Below are 19,315 nucleotides of genomic sequence, written 5' to 3'. Positions count from 1 at the left end.
GACCAGCCGCCTGCCGACCACCTTTGTTTTTCGATGTAGATTCTCTTTATATTTAGGATTGCGATATTTTTTATATGCAATCCATCGAAAAAATGGTAAGCCGGTTAGTCCTTGCCTGACCCCGCGACCGCCACGGCGCGAACCTCGACGCAAAGGCCCGGCAGCGCCAGTTGCGTGACGCCGACGGCCGTCCACGACGGATAGCGGGTCGGAAAGTACTCGTCCTTGACCGTGGCGAAGCCTTCCGTTTCTCGCTGAAGATCCGTGTGGAAAGTTGTCAGTTCGACAACGTCGGCGAGGCTCGCGCCCGCTTCTTCGAGGATCAGCTTGAGCGATTCAAACGCAATCCGCGCCTGGGCTTGCACACCGTCGGCCGGTTGCATCTGTGCATCGAGACCGACCTGTCCGGACACCCAGATCGTGTCGCCGACGCGTGTGGCCGGTGAGAAGTGATACGCGTCGTACCAGGGTTGGAATGCAGACGGGACAATCGACTGCCGTTTGGGAGTTGCGGCCATCACGAGAATCTCCTTGTTCAGACAACTTGACGGAAACACGGTGCGCGAAACGGATCGCCAGCCTTCAGATGGGCCAGCTCCTCGACGAACAGCACGCCGGCCGGTGTATAGCCAGAGCGACTCCCTTCGGGCAGCGGGCTATACACTGCATCGTCGCCAAAGAAGCGCAGCACGAGCGTATGGCGATCCGGGAAATCGGCATCGACCGATCCACCGCCATGCAGCGAATGCGGATGCAGAACCAACACATCGCCAGGCGTCGTCGCCCAGGAAGCGATGTCGTACTTTTCCGGATCAGCGCGCCGTTCTGCCTCGATATTTGGCAGCCGCGGCCAGGTCGGTACGGCGGCGTCGCCATGCAAAGGATCAGTCGGATCGTCGGCATTCTGGAACGTCGTGCCGTCATGTCGAACGCCGCGATGCGACGCCTTCACGATCTCGAGGGCGTTCTTCTTCGGGACAGCCTCGAAGCTGATCCATGCATTGCCGAAATGCTCGCCTTGCCACGGCAGATACGACGTGTCCTGATGCCACGGCGAACGCTTGGCCTTGCCACCTTCTTTCAGGAAAAGTTCTTCGGCGAAATACCAGACGTTCTTGGAACCCCACAGCTCGGCAAACATCCGGCCAAGCGGCAGTGCAGCAACCATCTCGTCCAGGCGTGCCTTAGCGTACGGATTCGCGTTATCGACCAGCGATTTGTGCTCCGTGCCGTCGAACATCGTCACCGACATCGGCCCGGGGTTTTCGACGCCCCAGTTGAAGGCTTGCCGGCATGTTGCCAACTGATCTTCGTTCAGCAACCCTTCCATCAGAACAGCACCGTTTTCGCGGAATGCCTTGCGTTTGGACTCGTCCATCACCGTCTCCTGATTTTCAAATGACAACCTGATCGAAGCGCTTTCGGCACGCATCTTTCCCGGGTATGCGCCGGCGAGTCGTGTCGGAACGGTCAGGCACCCTGGCGGCCACCTCACGATCCAATCCGATGGACATCCACCTGGTGGACCGAACTTTCCGACTCGGTCGCTTCACGACACCGGCAAATACGTATGATCGACCTACAAATTACGTTTCATTGACCTAATATTAGTTGTGACGCGACCTAGAATCAAGGCTGTCAAAAATAGGGAAAACACCGACTTCGGCGAATGGTTTCTGTAAGAAATTGCCGAGACGAAAGCGATTCCGGTCGACCAACTTTGCTAGGAGGAAGCGGCCGTGGGGCCATTCGGAGCTCTCCATGAGAGAGAGCGAAGCAAACTGAAACCGGCAGCTCACGGCCTACCATCTCCGGGCACCGGCTCGGAGCGTGGCAGCGCACGTCTCACGTGGACAGGCCGTGCAGCGGAAGCGCAGCTGTGTTTTGCGCTTCCGTCGAATCGACCTATAATTTCGGACAGTACTCTGAAAGCTTTGGAGAATCGACGTGCAACAAGAGGCAGTCAAGCGTAAAACCTCCGACCATTCCGAGGACCCAGGACTCAATACGCGGCCGGCAGCGCGACGAAACCGGGAACTGCGCATCAAGGAGATCATCTTTGCCGCCAGGCAAGTGTTTCAGGAGGACGGGTATACCGGTTTCGCAACCCGCCGAGTAGCAGACCGTGTCGGAATTACGCAAGGCAATCTCCAGTACTACTTTCGAACGAAAGAAGAACTGTTGCGCGCCGCACTGCTGGCGTTCATGAATCAGACAGTCGACGATTACGCGGCAATCGCCAATCAGCCGGGTATCAGCGCTACGCGACGTTGCACTGCTTTGGTAGAACGCATATTTCGCAACGTCAACGAAACGGACCTGCCGAAGTTCATGGTCGAAGTCTGGGCTTTCGCTCGGCATGAGCCATATGCCGCAGAACTGATCGGCGATATGTATGCCCGGTATCGGGGCATCTTTGAGGCGTTGCTATCGGAGATTCATCCGGAGCTGACCAGCGACGAAAGCATGGTGCGTGCGTCCGTCATCGTGTCGCAGATCGACGGAATGACGATCTTCGCTTCCCACGGCGAGTTTCCAGAGAAGGACTACGCCGAATTCGTTCGCCTGACAAAGCGAGTTGTAAAAGCGATCGTAAGCATGCCGGCACAGATGCTGGAACGGGAGCGCTCTCTTCTCGTTCCGAGCACTCGCCACCTTCGGGACAGCAACCTGCATGCCGGCATCATGGGTTCCGACGGACCAAGCCAGCAAGGGCGGTTGGACCTGAGGACGCACCAATCTGCGCAAGATGCACTCTATTACCGGCCAACTGCCCAGGGCAGGCGCAGAGAGATAAAGATCAACGAGATCATCTCGACTGCCACGACCCTTTTAGCTTCAGAGGGGTATGCGAACTTTACCCTGGCAGGCGTAGCCAGGGAGCTTGGAATCCTGCCGTCGGCTCTCCAGAATTACTTTCCGACGCATGACGACCTGCTGCGCTCGACAATCGGTGCGATAGGGAAGCTCTATTTAGACCGCTATGCCGAAATCGGGAAACCGAGCAGCAAACCGGCACTGGAGCGACTTTGCGAAATAGCCGAGGATGTTTTCGAGGAAGCCCGTGATCCAGAGGCGTCCCGACTCTGGGTCGAGATGTTTGCGTTGGCTCTGCACTCGGACTTGGCGCGTGAACTTGTCAGAAGCGTCTACGTTGCCTATCGAGCGCTCTGTGCAGATCTGATACGCGAGATCGACCCGTCTGCAACCGCGCGAGAATGCCTCGCTCGAGCGACACTCATTGCCGCACAGGTGGATGGCGCCGGGACGCTGATGCTTGGTGAGCAAAAGCGTTTGGCGAATATGGACCACGTTTTTAGCCTGATGATGAATGTGGCAATTCGCATTGCTCATGGAAGCATGACGACGGGTGAGCTCGCTCCGACATGAGCGAACATCCGGAGCAGTGCACGACGTCAGCGTCCATCAGTTGCGCAATCCTGCGATGTTGCTGGTCCTGACACGAATCAGCGTGCGGGACATCGCGCTCGTGAAGCTCAAATCGATCCCCGCACGACCAGTGAAAAAAATTTGCCGCGTGACGTGCAAACAGCAGTATCAAGAGCATGCCCTCGATCGCATCGAAGCCACGCCCCCCCTCGCTCTCAAACGAGGCAGCCTACTGTACGCGCAGTTCACCTCGGAAGGCTTCCTGGATAGCCGAATTCATGACGGACTCGGGGCACCCGTCTTTGATGAAAAGACTGCGGCACGAGAGCTTTCACGCATATGAGTACCCGAAAGATGTAAACAACGGAAAAAGCCCGTATTCACAAGGGAAAACGGGCTTTTAGTTACATCATTACAAACATGCCTGCTAGAACTGGTAACCCGCACCCACCACCGCGCCGAAGTCCGAACGCGCATTGCCCGTCACCGACGCCTTGACGACCCAGCGGTTGCTTTCCGTCACGTACGAGTATCCGGCGGCGAAACCTTGCTGGCCGTGATAGTTCGACGTCGCCGCCGAGACCATCGAGCGGCCCGCGCCCGTCGGTTGCGGCAGGCCGGCCACGGCCATGGCCGATGCCACGCCGCCGTACATATCCTTCTTCAGGTCGTTGAACGAGTTGTACACCTGGCCGATGCGCTGATCGGTGTAGCCCTTCGCCTGATTCGACGCGGCCGACAGGTTGTCGTTCAGCTGCTGCACGTTCACCGCGTCGGTGGGCGCCGTGCCGGCCGCGACGTTCGTGACCTGGCGCTCGCTGCCCTTCGCGCCGACCGAGAACGAATTGTCGCGATCGGCGACCGAGCCCTGGCCGACCGCCACCGCGTTCTTGCCGGTTGCGGTTGCCGTCGACCCGATCGAACCCGCATCGGCTCGCGCGATCCACGTGGTGTTCGCATCGGTCGCCGCCGCACGGATCTGGTCATTGGCCGCGACGTTCTTCAGCGCATTGTTGAACTGGCCCATGTTGACCGCGTCGTTGTTGTTCACCCCCGCCGCGACGCCGGTCAGCACGCGGTCGCCCGACGTGCCGGAGAAGTTCACGCTCGCGCCGCCGGTGTCCTTCCCGACCGTGATCGCGCCATTCGGATCCTGCTGCTGCACGAGGCCGGCCTTGCCGTTCGCGATGTTGGTCACGTTCCCCTGCAGGTTCGTGATATCGGTCGTGTTCTTCGCGACCTGCTGGTTGGTCGCGTAGAGCTGCGAACCGTTCACCGCGTCCGTGCTGGTTGCGCTGAGCGTGCCTGCCTGCACGTTGGTGATGCGCGTGCCGCCGGCGCCGCCGAGCGTGATCGAGTTCTTCGAGCTGTCGTCGTACTGCACCGCAAGCGCGCCGAGCTGGTTGAGACTCGACTGCACGCCCTTCAGCTGCTTCACGTTCACCGCGTCCGTATCGTCGGTGCCCGCGGCGACGTTTTTCAGCACGACGGCCGCATTCGTGTCGCCGCCGATCAGCGAGACCGAATTCAGCCGGTTGCCGTTCGGGTCGACGTCGTACTTGACGACGTTCTTCACGGCCTCGCCCGCCTGGTTGGACACCTGCGTGATCTGCTGTTCGAGCGACGACTTCACGCCCGACAACTGGCCGCCGTTCACCGCGTCCGTGCTGCCCGCGGCGATGCTGCCGTCGGCCACGTTCGTCAGCTTCGTCGGTGCGCCGCCGCGCGCCGCGTTGTAGGCACCGGCCTTCGGGTCGAACTGAAGCGCGTCCTGTTGCAGCCCGGCGATCGCGGCCGTGTTGCCGGCGATGTTCGTTTCGGCGTTGCCGATGCGCGTTTCGTGATTCTCGAGCGTCGTCGTGTTGCTGCCGACGCGGCCGTCGAGGTTCGTGAGCGCGTCGCCGACGTTGTTGAACGAGCCGCCGCCGACTTTATAGGCCGGCGCGCTGATCGAGCCGTCCGGATTCGCCGTTGCACCGCCGCCCAGCGCGGCTACGGTGCCGTCGGTCGCGCGGCGCAGTTGCGCGCCGTTCACCGCGTCCGTGCTGCCGGCCGCGACGTTGCCTGCCGCGATATGGGTCAGTCGCACCGGGCTCCCGCCGTTGCCTGCACCGAGCGAAACCTGCTTCTTGCTCGCGTCGTCGTACTTCACCGCGAGCGCGTCGAGCTGGCTCGTGCCGTCCTGAATCGCCGCGTTCAACTGGTCGACGTTGACCGCGTCCGTGCCGTTCTTGCCGGCCGCGACGTTGCCGATGCGTTGCGGGCCGTTGCCGCCGTGGCTCGCATCGTATGCGCCGAGGTTCGTGTTCCACAGCAGTGCGTCCTGCTGGAGTGCCGCGATGTTGCCCGTATTCGTCGTCACCTGGTTGCCGAGCGTCGTGACGCTGTTGCCGACATTCGTGATCGACTGGTTCAGCGTGTCGGTGGCCTTGCCGAGCTGGCCGACGTTCACGGCGTCGCCCGCGGCAATGCCGTCCGCCACGTTGTGCAGGCCGACCGGCGACTGCGCGCCCTTTCCACCGAGCGTCACGCCGCTGTGCGCATCATCGTCGTACTGCACGGCGTTCTTCGTCGCGTTGCCGATCTGGTTCGTGATCGACGTGCTCAGGTTGCCGAGCGTCGTGCTGAGGTTGTTCGTCACGCTCGTGCTGAGCGACGACAGACCGCCGTTCAGTTGCCCGACGTTCACCGCATCGGTGTTCGCGACACCGGCCGCGACGTTGTGCAGCGTCGTGCCGTTCGTGCCGGCGAACGTCACCGAGTCGAAGCCGCTCTGGCCGTCGTACTTCACGTTGCGGGCATCGGCGGCCTGCAGATTGCCGATATTCGTCGTCGCCGTGCTCAGCGACGTGTTGATGCCGGTGACGCTAGTCTGCAGGTTCGCGATGTTCGACGCTGCCGTCGAAATGGACGTCTGCAGCGGCGCGACGCTGCCCTTCAGCTGGCCGACGTTGACGGCATCGGTGTCGGCGACACCGGCCGCGACGCCGTTGATCGTCGTGCCGTTGGCGCCGTCGAGTGCGATCGCCGCATGCGAATCGTCGGTGTATTTCACGACGTTCTTCGTGGCGGTCACGATGCTGGTGCTGAGGCTGTTGCCCACGTTGGTCACGCGCTGGTCGACGTTCGAGATCGTGGTCGACAGCGAATTGCCGACCGACGTCACGCGCGCGTCGACCGTGGCGATGCTCGTGCTGAGCGTGCCGTTCACGTTCTTCAATTGCTGGACGTTGACGGCGTCCGTATCGGCCGCGCCTGCCGCGACGTTCTTGAGCTGGCGCTCGTTGCCGATCGCGCCGAACGACACCGCGCCGCCAACCGGCGCGGCCGTGCCTCCGAACACCGGCGTGCCCCCATTGTTCGCACCGACGCTGCCCGAACCGATCGCCACCTGGTTGTTGTCGTTCGTCTGCGCGCCCGCTCCGATCGCGACGGATTGCGTGCCGCCGGCGCGCGTCTGGGTGGCCGCGTCGTACGACGCGCCGGCCGACACGCCGTCGCTCGACGTCGGGTTGGCGCCGCCGATCGCAACCGAACGATCGCCGCTGGCGAGCGCCGAGTGGCCCAGCGCGATCGAGCTCGTGCCGTGTGCATCGGCGACGTTGCCGAGCGCCATCGAGAAATCGCCGACCGCGGCCGACTGGCGACCGATGGCGAGCGCCGTGTTGCCCTGCGCGACGGCTACCGTGCCGATGGCCGTGGCCGAGTTCGCCAGCGCCTGCGCACCGACGCCGACCGCGATCGCGCCGCCGCTGCTGGTGCCGCCATTGCTGCTTGCATTCGACTGGTCGCCGATCGCGATCCCGCTGGTGCCGGCCTTGGCATTCGTGCCCATCTTGACGTTGGCCGTGCTCACTGCCACGTAACTCCCGCTCTTGGTCGCGACACACAACGGGTTCGTGCCGTCGATGCACTGACCGCTCAGCGCGTTGTCCGGGTTGCCGCGATCGACGAAATTGTCCGCATGCGCGGCACCCGCGATCAGCACACCTGCACCCGTGAACATGGCGGCGGCAAGCGCCGAAATCTGCTTCCTCTTCATGGTCTTCTGCTCCGTTTTGTAGCGTTTGGTTTGAATACGGACTACTTAGTTTTGTTGAAGACTTCAGCTGCGACTGCGATTGCGATTACGACTTCAGTGCGGAACCCGATGCCGTGCGCGGCTCGAGCGTGCCGAAGGCGGCGCGCATCGTCCGCCCGTGGCGACGGGACGTTCGAAAGCGCGGGCCCGTCGTTCGTGCGACGGCCCGTTCCGTTAATCCAGGTAATGCATTAGGAATGCATATCGTTTTATATGGACGAATTCGCCCAGCGACTGAATCCGGAGATTCAACCCGCCGTTATGGACACCCCTGATTTGATGTCGCGTTGACCGCGACCCACCCCGCTTCTTTTATTTCATCCACGGCAACCGGATTTTCGCTTGCGCGCAACGGACATGCGCTCGGAGTCACATCAACTGATGCCTCGGACCCGAATCGCACAACGTCCGCCACAACCCGCCGTGCCTTGCGTTGCTCGGTGCAACCCTGCACTCAAAGTTCGGACGAATTATGAGACACGAATTAAAATTGTTGAAGGTGACATTCTTTATAGATTGTAAAATTCAATATATTCAAATAGTTGCGTTTAAAACGCACATCTCGCAAACGATTTCGAGCCATCGAAATTAATCGAGATGTTTTGCCGGGCGGATAAAATCTTTGCTGAGGCGGATTAAAAAAAGATTCCTTGGAATATTTTTTAAAAAAGCCGTGGAACTACGCGATTGCACGTAGCAGCGCCAAATGAAAATGGCGGAAATGGACAGGCATCGGCGCGCCATACTGTAAGCGCCATTCACGATGCACGATGAAGCATCCGAAAAGCGGAATGAAGCAGATAGAGTCAATGCATCTGGCAAGAATTGAAATATGCCCCTACAATTCGGCTCGCATCGATACCGGCGGGCGCGCATTTCTCAGCGCGCGACGCCGGCAACGCTCCGCGCCTTTACCGGGTCAGTGATCAAAACCAGCCATGCAAGGCATTACGCCGACCGGTTGTCCTTCGTGTAGCGGGGCGACATTCGAATATCGATGTGCTTGTACGTCGCCATAGCGCAGCTTCCGACGATTGATCCGAACCGGGCCGGCCACCCGCAGGAACGCAGCCAGCAGCCATTCCAGAACAGGTGCACGATGCATCCATCGATCTCCGCATTGGGCGACGCCCATATCCTGATCGTCGACGATCAACCCGACCAGCTTCGCTTGCTGATCGACATCCTGCGCGGCACCGGGTGCCGGATCAGCATTGCATCCGACGGGCTGCAGGCGTGCCAGCGCGCGCAGGCGCTCCTGCCCGATCTGATCCTGATGGATGTCCGCATGCCGCGCATGGACGGCTTCACCGCGTGCCGGCTGCTTGCCGCCGATCCGCTGACGTGCGCGATTCCAGTGATTTTCCTGACCGTGGCCGGCGCGTTGCACGAGCGCCTCGAGGGGTTCGACATCGGCTGCGTCGACTATGTGGTCAAGCCGTTCGAGCCCGCCGAAGTGCTTGCGCGGATTCGCGTGCAGCTCGCGCGGGAGAAGCGCGAGCAGCCCGTCGACATGGACAGCGCGTTCGTGGCCGGCAAGGACGACGACATCATCGTGCGCGCGGCCATCCGCCACCTGGCACGGACGCTGAACGATCCGCCGACGGTGGAGCAGCTGGCCCGCGCGGTCGGCACGCACGAAAAGCGGCTGTCACGCGCGTTTCGCGACAACCTCGGCCAGACGGTATTCGAGTATCTGCGGCACGAGCGGCTGCGGATCGCGCAGGACCTGCTGGATTCGACGTCGCTCAGCATTGCCAGCATCGCGAAGGAGATCGGCTTTTCCACGCCGGCGAATTTCGCAACCGCATTCCGCGAACGTTTCGGCCTCACGCCGACCGAGTGGCGGCGCCAGCGTCACGCCGGCGAACGCGCGGTGCGCCGGGAACCGCAACGCGACGCGTAGGACCGTTCCGCGCGTTCGCGACTACCAGGTGTATTTCGCGGTGGCCAGCACGGTCCGCTCGTTGCCGAACACGCAGACGGTATACGACGTGCAGCCGCTGACATAACGCCGGTCGAACAGGTTCGCGACGTTCAGCGCGAACCGCCAGCGCGGCATCTCGTAGTGCAGCGCCAGGTCAACCAGCGTCACGCTCGGCACGGTCAGCGAGTTGTCGGGCGCGCCGGCCGACGCACTCTGGTAGCGCACGCCGCCGCCGATCCCGAGGCCCGCCAGCGCGCCCGTGCGCCAGGTCCAGTCGGCCCACATCGACGCCATCTGCCGCGGCAGCGGCACCGCCACCGGCCAGTGGTTCAGCGACGCGTCGTTCGCCTGCACGTTCTTGACGTCCTGATACACATACGACGCGACGACCGACAACTCGCGGGTGACCTTGCCGAGCGCGCTCAGCTCGATCCCGCGCGAGCGCACCTTGCCGGTCTGCACGGACGTCGTGCCGGTCGGGTCGAGACTCACCGGTGCCGGCGTCGCGACGTTGGTCTGATCGATCTGGTAGACGGCCGCACTCAGCAGCAGGTTCCTGCCGGGCGGCTGCCAGCGCAACCCGGCTTCCGTCTGCTTGCCGCGTGTCGGCTTCGGCAAGCCGCCGCCGACCATCCTCACGCCGATGACGGGATCGAACGACGTCGAATAGCTCACGTACGGCGACAGCCCGGCGTCGCCCTGATAGGTGAGCCCGACGCGCCCGGAGAACGCACTGACGTCCTGCCGCGCCTGCGTGCCGGCCGTCCGGTCGTCGAACCGCGCATTGACGAAATCCTCGCGGCCGCCGAGCGTCAGCGTCCAGCGCCGCCAGCGGATCTGGTCCTGCGCATACACGCCGAACGTGTTCATCGCCGTGTACTGGTCGACGTGGCCGAGCGACGTCGGGCCGGAGAAAATCGCGTCCGTGACGGGCCGGTAGACGGGTTGATACAGGTTGAGCGACGGCGCCAGCGCGAGCCACACGCTGTTGGTCGTCGTCTGCCGGTCATATTGCGCGCCGAGCAGCAGCGTATGTTCGAGCGGCCCCGTGCCGAAGCGCGCCTGCGCGTGGTTGTCGATGTCGAACCGGCTGTAGTTGAGCTGGAACAGCCCCGCATAACGCATCATGTCGGTGCTGCTGCGGGGCACGAAGCCGATACCGAACACCGTCGCGTCGTCGAGCGACAGGTGCGACCAGCGCACGTCCTGATGCAGCGACCAGATCGCATTCACGCGATGCTCCAGCGCGTAGCCGAGCGACCACTGCTTCTTCCGGTAGTCGTTGAACCCGGGCGCACCCATGTAGATGTCCTGCGACAGCGGGCCGTTCGGGTTCGGCAACACGGTGCCCGACGCGGGCAGGAAGTTCGACGAAATATCGCTGCCGTCCTGCAGGAACGTCGCCGAGAGCGTCAGCGACGTATCGGCGTTCGGCCGCCATCGGAACGACGGCGCCAGCGCGATGCGCCGGTCGCCGTTCGGGCCGGTGACCGCGTTGCCGTCGCGCGCCACGCCGACGAAGCGGTACGCATGGCGGCCGTCCGGATCGAGCGTATCGCCGACATCGAGCATGAATTGCTTGCGCGCGTCGTTGCCGATCTGCACGCCGGCTTCGCGGACGCGCTCGCCGTCGGCGAGCTTCGTGTGTGCGTCGACGATCGCGCCGGGTTCGCCCGCGCCGTACAGCACCGACGTCGGCCCGCGCAGCACGGCGATCGAGTCGATCGTGTACGGGTCGACGCGCCAGTTCGCGATCACGGCCGTATTCGGCGCGGCCACACCGTCGACGTACAGCGTCGGCGTGAAGCCGCGCAGCGCCGCATACCAGTCGGTGCGGCTGTCGGCGCCGAACGTGGCAAATCCCGGCACGTAGCGCAGCGCCTGGTTCAGGTCGGTCGCGCCGGTCATCTCGATCTGCTGCGCGGTCACGAGATTGATCGTTTGCGGGATCTCGGCCACCGGCGTGTCGGTCTTCGTGCCGGCCGTGGTGCGCAGCCCGACGAGCCCGCTCGATGCGCCGTCGGCCTTCCCGGTCACGTCGATCGTCGGCAGCACGGTCGCCGCCGCGCCGGCCGGCGGCGTGACTGCCGCACCCGATGCCTGCGCGTGTGCGCCGCCCGCCGCCGCCACGACCCACGCGCCCCCTGCCGCGATCGCCCTCGCGCGTCGCGCCGCGCCCGTCCCCGTTACCATCGTTCCTTGCTCCGTCGTGCTGGTGGCCGATTCGGCCCGATCGCGGCGCGACGCGCCGTCGGCGTCCGCCCTGGGTTGTCTTCTTGGCGATGCAGGTTGCGCGCGAGTCGGCATGCACTGGCCCATGGCGTCGGTCGCGAGCGCAGCGATGATACCGGGCGAATGGGGCGCAGTCTTAAAAAAATGCGTCGTCGGCCGGCGCCAGGCAAGGCGGATGAAAGACGGGGACGCTAGACTGCCTGCGCCACGGGAAGCGGCCGCGGGCTGCACGGCCCGCGCGCGTCACCGGGGTTCGTCGTGCCTTGGCGGCCGCGCGCGTCCTGCATCGCGAGGTTGTCCGCCCCCGGTTCGGCTTCCGTGTTTGCCGCGTCACCGTCACGTCACCACCGAGGACCGTATGCGCCGCCTGTCGACTCGCCCCCTCCTCGCCGCGTGGCTCGCGGTGAGCGCGCTTTGCTGTGCCGTGCCGCCGGCCCGCGCGTGTGACGTCCCGGCGGCCGTCACGACGATCGATCCGCCCGGCTACTATGACGACGCCGCCGGCTATGCGCGCGCGGTCAAGCCGATGCGCGATTTCATTTCACGGCTCAATGCGTCGGCGGACAAGGGTGACTGGTCATGCGCGGTGAGCCTGCTGGAAAGCTGGGCCCAGGCCGACGCGCTGATGGGCCGGATCACCGGTTACCAGGGCAACTACGAGCGCTCCTGGGCCGGCACCGACTTCGCGATGGTGATCCTGCGCATGCCGCGCGACGTGCGCGACGCGAACCGCGCGCGCTTCGACGCGATCGATCCGTGGCTCGAACGCATCGCGATCGCCACCCGCGATGCGCAAGCGATCAACCATCTGCACAACAACCTCGTGTACTGGGCCGGACTCGACCTGATCGCCATCGGCACCGTGACCGGCAACGCGAGCCTCGTCGATTCGGGGCTGCTGCGGGTACGCGAAGGCATCCGCGACATCGGCCCCGACGGTTCTCTTGCACGGGAAGTCAAACGCGGCAACCGCGCGCTGCACTATCACACGTTCGCGCTGCTCCCGCTCGTGTTCGCGGCGGAACTCGTGCAGCGGCGCCATATCGATCTCTATCGGGAAAACGACGGCGCGATCGGCCGCCTGGCGAACCTGGTCATCCATGCGGTCGTCGATCCCGCCAGCTTCACGGCCGTCACGCCGGTCAGGCAGGACCTGTTTCCGTGGACGTTCCGCGATGAACTGAGCTGGGTCGAGCCGTACTACGCGCGCTTTCACGACGCGCGGCTGCCGGCGATCATCGCACCGCGCCGCCCGTTCACCGAATGGCGGCTCGGCGGGGACGTGACGGCGGTCTGGGGCGCGCCGCTGCCGTAGCGGAACCGCGAGCGGGCTGCCGCATGAGCCGCTAGGCGCGCCCGCGCCGCATCCTGAGCGTCGCGGACGGCGACTCGCCGAACGCCCGCTTGTACTCGATCGCGAACCGCCCGAGGTGCGCGAAGCCCCATTTCAGCGCGACGTCCGTCACCGACGCGAGGCCCGGCGACGCATCGGCCAGCAGTTCCTCGCGCACATGTTGCAACCGCAACTGCCGCACGAAGCCCATCGGCGTGGTGCCGTGGCGATGACGAAAGCCGGCGAACAGCGTGCTCGGGCTGACGCCGGCGAGTTCGGCGAGCCGTTCGATCGTCAGCGGCTCGTCGAGATGCGCGCGGATGTAGTCCTCGACGCGCCGCACGTAGAACGGCGCAATCGCTACCGCCAGGTGCCGCGTGCCGTTTCGCGCGCTGTTCGGGTGGCCGTGCAGCAGCAGGTTGAGCAGCGTCGATTCGAGCTGCTCGAACGCGAGCGGATGACGCAGCGGATGCGCGTCCGTCGCGATCGCGCCGGCGAGGATCGGCAGCATCTGCATCAGACACGCGCCCTGCGACGACGACAGGCTGAATGCCGGCTCGAATTCGACCGGCGCGCGCCGGTCGTCGCCGAAATGCCGCTGCGCGTGGCGCTCCATCACTTCGCGCTCGATCCGCAGGATGACTTGCGGACACGCGTCGCCCCAGCGCATCTTCAGCGGCAGCGTCGGCGAGATCAGCGACGCGGTGCCCGGCGACGACACGAAACGCGCCGACCCGCACTCGATCTCCGCGTCGCCGCGCAACGGGATCTGCAACAGGAAGAAGTGCTCGAGCGGCCCGGGCTCGATGCTGACGCCACCGCCATAATCGAGCAGGTTCAACGACAGGTTGCCCCAGCGCGCGTGGTGCATGCAGCTGTGCAGCGCGCGCGATTCGCCGGTCGGCGTGAGCCGGTGCGGCTTGAAGACGTCGGCGACGCGTGCGCGCACCTCGTCGACGTCGTTCGACTGCAGCAGCAGGTTGTCGTGATTGAAACAGGCCGTATCCGGCAGCCAGCCCGTTTCGGAAAATTGCGCCATCGAAGTTCTCCCGTCATGCTCGATTGCACTCGCGCCGTGCATGCGTTCCCGGTATGGGGGCATCCGCCGCACGATCCGGATAGCGCCCGGCGTATCCGGACAGTCCGGCCGCCCCAGCACACGAGTCCTGCCCACATGACGCAAGAAGCGGACCGTTCGCGCATCGTAGAAAACTGTGCGGGGCTTCCGCATCCGCACATACCCGCAGTCAGCCGCGCGCCTGCCCATGCGCGGCGGCCGGTGCAACAGGTTTCCGGAATTCGCGGATACCGGCCGAAGAAAGCGGATAGAAGTGCCCATTTCGTCCGCCAATACTGGGCCCGTCGCAGCAAAAACTGGAATGGAGGGACACATGCAAGGACGTCACATCGAGATTCCGTCGCCGGACGGCGGCACGTTTCGCGCATACCTGAGCACGCCGGCCGGCGGCACCGGGCCCGGCATCGTGCTGTGCCACGAGATCTTCGGCGCGAACGCGACGATGCGGGAAGCGGCCGACTACTACGCGGAGGAAGGCTATACGGTGCTCGTGCCCGACCTGTTCTGGCGCCAGGCGCCGGGGATCGAACTCGGTTACTCGGCCGCCGACGTGGAACGCGCGATGGCCCTTTACCGCGAATACGACGAGAACAAGGGTGTCGAGGATGTTGGCGCCACGCTGGACGTGCTCAAGCGGCTGCCCGAATGCACGGGCGAAGCCGGCGTGCTCGGCTATTGCCTCGGCGGCAAGCTCGCGTATCTCGCCGCGTGCCGGCTGCCGGACGTGGCCGCGGCGGTCAGCTACTACGGGGTGGGCATCGAGCAGGCGCTCGACGAGGCGGCGCACCTGCACGGCCGGCTCGTGCTGCAGATCGCGGGGCAGGATCGCTTCTGCCCGCCCGACGCGCAGCAGCGCATTGCCGGAGCGCTGGCCGGGCGCGACGGCGTCGACGTGTACGTGTATCCCGGGGTCGATCACGCGTTCGCACGCGCCGGCGGCGATCATTTCGACAAGGCCGCCGCGAGCATGGCCCATCAGCGCGCGATTGCCGCGTTCCGTACCGCGCTCGGCCCGCACTACGACCTGTCCACACTGTGGGAAGCGCATCTTCAACACGAATTCGACACGCGCAACGTCGATGCCACGATGGCGACGATGGTCGCCGAACCGTACGTCAACCATATTCCGACGCTGACGGGCGGCGTCGGCTACGACGAGCTCAAGCGCTTCTACACGCATCATTTCGTGCACGCGAATCCGCCGGACACGACGATCACGCCGATCTCGCGCACGGTCGGCGCGAGCCAGATCGTCGACGAGCTGCTGTTCTGCTTCACGCACACCACCGAGATCGACTGGATGCTGCCGGGCGTCGCGCCGACCGGCAAGCGCGTCGAGATTCCGCTCGTCGCGATCGTCAAGTTTCGCGGCGACAAGCTCTATCACGAGCACATCTACTGGGACCAGGCGAGCGTGCTCGTGCAGATCGGCCTGCTCGATCCGGCCGGCCTGCCGGTCGCGGGCGTCGAAACGGCCCGCAAGCTGCTCGACGAAACCGTGCCGTCGAACGGGCTGATGCGCCGCTGGCAGGACAGCGAACCATCGACCGGCGTGCATTGACGCGCCCACTCCCTCACCCAACGATTTCCGGAGACACCCCATGACTGCCCTTGCTGGCAAAGTCGCGATCGTCACCGGCGGCGCCACGCTGATCGGCGCCGCGGTCGCGCAGGACCTGAGCCGCGCCGGTGCGTGCGTCGCGATCCTCGATCTCGATGCGGAGAATGGCGCGCGCGTGGCCGACTCGCTCGGCGAACGGGCGATGTTCGTCGCGCTCGACATCACCGACGATCGCGCGATCGAGCATGCGGTCGCGGCCATCGTCGAGCGGTTCGGCGCGATCGACGTGCTCGTCAACCTCGCGTGCAGCTACGTCGACAACGGCATCCAGGCAACCCGCAACGACTGGCTCGCCGCGATGGACGTCAACGTCGTGTCGGCGGCGATGCTCGCCAAGGCCGTGCATCCGCAGATGGTCCGGCGCGGCGGCGGCGCGATCGTGAATTTCAGCTCGATCTCGGCGCAGTGCGCGCAAACCGGCCGCTGGCTGTACCCGACATCCAAGGCGGCGATCCGCCAGCTCACGCGCAGCATGGCGATGGATCTCGCGCCCGACCGCATTCGCGTCAACTCGGTGTCGCCGGGCTGGACGTGGTCGCGCGTGATGGACGAGCTGACGCACGGCGACCGTGCGAAGACCGATCGCGTCGCCGCGCCGTTCCACCTGCTCGGCCGGGTCGGCGATCCGTCCGAGGTCGCGCAGGTCGTGACGTTCCTGTGCAGCGACGCGGCGAGCTTCGTGACCGGCGCCGACTACGCGGTGGATGGCGGCTATGCCGCGATGGGCCCCGAACAGGCGGTGCCGGCCATTCCGCGTCTCGCGGAGTGACCGTTCCTCGCCGCCGCATCCCGCCATCATTTCCATCCCGGCCGGCATCCGGCCAACCAAGGACATACTCATGAGACGCATCGCCATCGTCGGCGCCGGCCAGTCCGGCCTGCAACTCGCCTTCGCCCTGCTCGACCAGGGTTACCACGTCACGCTCGCGACCAACCGCGACGCCGAGCAGATCCGCACCGGCAAGGTCATGTCGAGCCAGTGCATGTTCCACACGTCATTGCAGATCGAGCGCGATCTCGGCCTGAACGCGTGGGAGGAAGCGTGCCCGTCCGTCGAAGGGATCGGCATCGCGGTGCCGCATCCGGACGGCAACGGCCGCAAGGTGATCGACTGGTCGTCGCGGCTGACGCGCTATGCGCAATCGGTCGACCAGCGCGTGAAGATGGCCGACTGGCTCGACGGCGTGAAGCGCCGGGGCGCGGACGTGCGCATTGCCGACGTCGGCGTGCCCGAACTCGAGGAACTGGCGCGCAGCCACGACCTCGTGCTGCTCGCGGCCGGCAAGGGCGAGATCGTCAACCTGCTCGGCCGCGACGCTGCACGCAGCGCGTTCGACCGCCCGCAACGCGCGCTGGCCCTCACCTACGTGAAAGGGATGACGCCGAGCCAGCCGTATTCGCGCGTGCGCTTCAACCTGCTGCCGGGCATCGGCGAGTATTTCGTGTTCCCCGCACTGACCACGACGGGCCCCTGCGAAATCATGGTGTTCGAAGGCATTCCGGGCGGCCCGCTCGACTGCTGGGCCGACGTGAAGACGCCCGACCAGCATCTGGACCGCAGCCTGTCGTTCCTGCAGCAGTACGTACCGTGGGAATTCGAGCGCTGCCGCGACGTCGAGCTCACCGATCCGAACGGCACGCTCGCCGGACGCTTCACGCCGACGGTGCGCAAGCCGTTCTTCCGGCTGCCGTCGGGCCGCACGGTGTTCGGGATGGCCGATGCGGTGGTCGTCAACGATCCGATCACCGGCCAGGGATCGAACAACGCCGCGAAATGCGCGAAGGCGTATTTCGATGCGATCGTCGCACGCGATGCCGCGCCGTTCGGCGAAGACTGGATGCATCAGACCTTCGAAGGCTACTGGGCGTATGCGCAGCACGTCGTGCGCTGGACCAACTCGCTGCTCACGCCGCCACCGCCGCACATCCTCGAACTGCTCGGCGCGGCCGGCCAGTTGCCGTCGCTCGCCGCGGCGATCGTCGACGGCTTCGACGATCCGCGCCGGTTCTCGCCGTGGTGGTTCGAGCCGTCGGCCTGCGCGGCGATGATCCGCGAACACAGCGCACGCACGGAGTGACCGACATGGAAACGACCGCTACCGATCGCCCGGCGCTCGACCCGCTGCAGTTGCGCGCCGCGTTCGGGCAATTCCCGACCGGCGTGACCGTGATCACCACGTGCGCGGCCGACGGACGCAAGGTGGGCCTCACCGCCAATTCGTTCTCGTCGCTGTCGCTCGATCCGCCGCTCGTGCTGTGGAGCCTGCGCAAGGTCGCGCCGAGCCGCCCGGATTTCGTCGCGGCCACCCATTTCGCGATCAACATCCTCGCGCACGACCAGATCGACCTGTCGCGCCGCTTCGCGACGCCACGCGCCGACAAGTTCGACGGCGTGCTTCACGTCGATTCGGAAACCGGCGGCGTGCCCTGCCTCGATGGCGCGAGCGCGCGCTTCGTGTGCCGCAACGTCGGCCATTACGAAGGCGGCGATCACCTGCTCTTCATCGGCCAGATCGAACAGTTCGACGCAAACGGCCGTGCGCCGCTGGTGTTCCATGCGGGCCAGTATCGTGCGATCGCCGATCATCCCGATCTTTTTCGTGCTGATTGATTAGTTATACCAATAAACCAACAGGAGGTGGTGAACATGAAACTCGGCTCTCGCGTGCTCGTCGTCGCAGGCCTCACGATCGCCGGCATGGCCGCAAGCGCACCGGCCGGCGCAGCGGACCTGCCGGCGGTCAACCTCGGCATGACCAGCTTCCTCGACGGAATGCCGCCGGCCGGTGCCGGCTGGTACGGCACGCAGTACCTGCAGTACTACACGGCCGGCCGCGTCAACGACAATGCGGGCAACAAGGTCGGGTTGCCGAAGCAGGAGGTCGACCTGTTCGCGGGGCTGAGCCAGCTCGTCTATCAGTCGCCGCGGACGTTCGCGGGCATGCATCCCGGCCTCGACGTGATCCTGCCGTGGATCGCGGCCGCGCGAACCGACGACGGCATCGGCAACGTCGCGCTGAATGCACGCGCCGGCTTCGGCGACCTGCTGATCGGCCCGTTCATCCAGTTCGACCCGGTGATGGGCGCGCAAGGCCCGCGCTTCGCGCAGCGCGTGGAATTCCAGTTCATCGCGCCGACCGGCGCGTACGATCCGTCGCGCGCGATCAACCCCGGCAGCCATGTCTGGTCGTTCGATCCGTACTGGGCGGCGACGCTGTGGCTCACGCCCAAGTGGACCGTGTCGTGGCGGCTGCATTATCTGTGGAATGCGACCAACCATCAGCCGGCCACGTCGCTCGGCCCGGACGTGACGTCGACGCAGGCCGGCCAGGCGATCCATGCGAACTTCGCGACCGAGTACGAAGTGCGCCCCGGCCTGCGGCTGGGGCTCAACGGCTACTGGCTGCGCCAGACCACCGACATGAAGGAAAACGGGCAGGACGTACCGGGCACGCGGGAGGCCGTGTTCGCGATCGGCCCGGGGGCGATGGTCAGCTTCTCGCCGCAGGATCATCTGATGTTCAACGCGTACTTCGAGACCTATGCGCGCAACCGGCCGCAGGGCACGCGGATGGTGCTGCGGTATGTGCATCACTTTCAGTGACGGCCGCGAACGGGTGAACGGGCACGACGTTCCGCCGCCCGGCGGCCTC

Annotated in this window: 14 protein-coding genes; 9 read left to right on the top strand and 5 right to left on the bottom strand. The window is 64.9% G+C overall.

From position 1 onward, the window contains the following. Window positions 1-104 precede the first annotated feature (104 nt). The gene (locus LGM89_RS26705) at window positions 105-518 is read right to left on the bottom strand and encodes a RidA family protein (protein ID WP_226274469.1); all 414 of its coding nucleotides are present in this window, start codon (window positions 516-518) and stop codon (window positions 105-107) included. Between the two features lie 17 nt (window positions 519-535). Beyond that, window positions 536-1,378: a phytanoyl-CoA dioxygenase family protein gene (locus LGM89_RS26700; RefSeq protein ID WP_226274468.1), complete on the bottom strand. Its 843-nt coding sequence runs from the start codon at window positions 1,376-1,378 to the stop codon at window positions 536-538. A 569-nt stretch (window positions 1,379-1,947) separates the two neighbouring features. Here LGM89_RS26700 and LGM89_RS26695 point away from each other — a divergent pair. Then, window positions 1,948-3,390, top strand: coding sequence for a TetR/AcrR family transcriptional regulator (locus LGM89_RS26695; protein WP_226274467.1), 1,443 nt, complete (start codon window positions 1,948-1,950; stop codon window positions 3,388-3,390). A gap of 55 nt (window positions 3,391-3,445) precedes the next feature. Then, entirely contained in the window at window positions 3,446-3,733 is a 288-nt protein-coding gene (locus tag LGM89_RS26690) for a hypothetical protein (protein WP_226274466.1), read from the top strand. A gap of 84 nt (window positions 3,734-3,817) precedes the next feature. On the opposite strand, the gene LGM89_RS26685 is transcribed toward LGM89_RS26690, so the two are convergent. Further along, window positions 3,818-7,432, bottom strand: coding sequence for a YadA family autotransporter adhesin (locus LGM89_RS26685; protein WP_226274465.1), 3,615 nt, complete (start codon window positions 7,430-7,432; stop codon window positions 3,818-3,820). 1,138 nt (window positions 7,433-8,570) lie between these two features. Between LGM89_RS26685 and LGM89_RS26680 the strand changes: the two genes are divergently transcribed. After that, complete coding sequence (locus tag LGM89_RS26680) at window positions 8,571-9,377, top strand: response regulator (protein ID WP_226274464.1); 807 nt, start codon at window positions 8,571-8,573, stop codon at window positions 9,375-9,377. Window positions 9,378-9,398: 21 nt separating this feature from the next. Here LGM89_RS26680 and LGM89_RS26675 read toward each other — a convergent pair whose 3' ends face one another. Beyond that, window positions 9,399-11,591 carry a TonB-dependent siderophore receptor gene (locus LGM89_RS26675; protein WP_226274463.1) on the bottom strand — a complete coding sequence of 731 codons (2,193 nt, stop codon included), beginning with the start codon at window positions 11,589-11,591 and terminating at the stop codon, window positions 9,399-9,401. A 397-nt stretch (window positions 11,592-11,988) separates the two neighbouring features. On the opposite strand from LGM89_RS26675, the gene LGM89_RS26670 reads away from it, so the two are divergent. Next, a complete protein-coding gene (locus tag LGM89_RS26670) occupies window positions 11,989-12,945 on the top strand; it encodes a mannuronate-specific alginate lyase (protein ID WP_226274462.1) in 957 nt (318 codons plus the stop codon). A gap of 31 nt (window positions 12,946-12,976) precedes the next feature. Here the strand turns inward: LGM89_RS26670 and LGM89_RS26665 are convergent, their stop codons facing one another. Then, window positions 12,977-14,002, bottom strand: a complete 1,026-nt coding sequence (locus LGM89_RS26665; RefSeq protein WP_089498724.1) for an AraC family transcriptional regulator — start codon at window positions 14,000-14,002, stop codon at window positions 12,977-12,979. A gap of 352 nt (window positions 14,003-14,354) precedes the next feature. Between LGM89_RS26665 and LGM89_RS26660 the strand changes: the two genes are divergently transcribed. The 5 genes from LGM89_RS26660 to LGM89_RS26640 all read left to right on the top strand — a co-directional run bounded on the left by LGM89_RS26660 (window position 14,355) and on the right by LGM89_RS26640 (window position 19,266). Then, window positions 14,355-15,602 (top strand): dienelactone hydrolase family protein, encoded by a 1,248-nt coding sequence (locus tag LGM89_RS26660; protein ID WP_226274461.1) that lies wholly within the window; start codon window positions 14,355-14,357, stop codon window positions 15,600-15,602. 40 nt (window positions 15,603-15,642) lie between these two features. After that, window positions 15,643-16,431 (top strand): SDR family oxidoreductase, encoded by a 789-nt coding sequence (locus LGM89_RS26655; RefSeq protein WP_089429707.1) that lies wholly within the window; start codon window positions 15,643-15,645, stop codon window positions 16,429-16,431. 70 nt (window positions 16,432-16,501) lie between these two features. Next, window positions 16,502-17,740, top strand: a complete 1,239-nt coding sequence (locus LGM89_RS26650; protein ID WP_226274460.1) for a styrene monooxygenase/indole monooxygenase family protein — start codon at window positions 16,502-16,504, stop codon at window positions 17,738-17,740. Between the two features lie 5 nt (window positions 17,741-17,745). Next, window positions 17,746-18,273, top strand: a complete 528-nt coding sequence (locus LGM89_RS26645) for a flavin reductase family protein (protein ID WP_089498727.1) — start codon at window positions 17,746-17,748, stop codon at window positions 18,271-18,273. Window positions 18,274-18,309: 36 nt separating this feature from the next. Beyond that, entirely contained in the window at window positions 18,310-19,266 is a 957-nt protein-coding gene (locus tag LGM89_RS26640) for a transporter (RefSeq protein WP_226274459.1), read from the top strand. Window positions 19,267-19,315 lie beyond the last annotated feature (49 nt).

It is taken from the genome of Burkholderia sp. AU31624, assembly GCF_020420065.1.
GTDB lineage: Bacteria > Pseudomonadota > Gammaproteobacteria > Burkholderiales > Burkholderiaceae > Burkholderia.
This window is presented reverse-complemented; position numbering and strand designations above follow the sequence as displayed.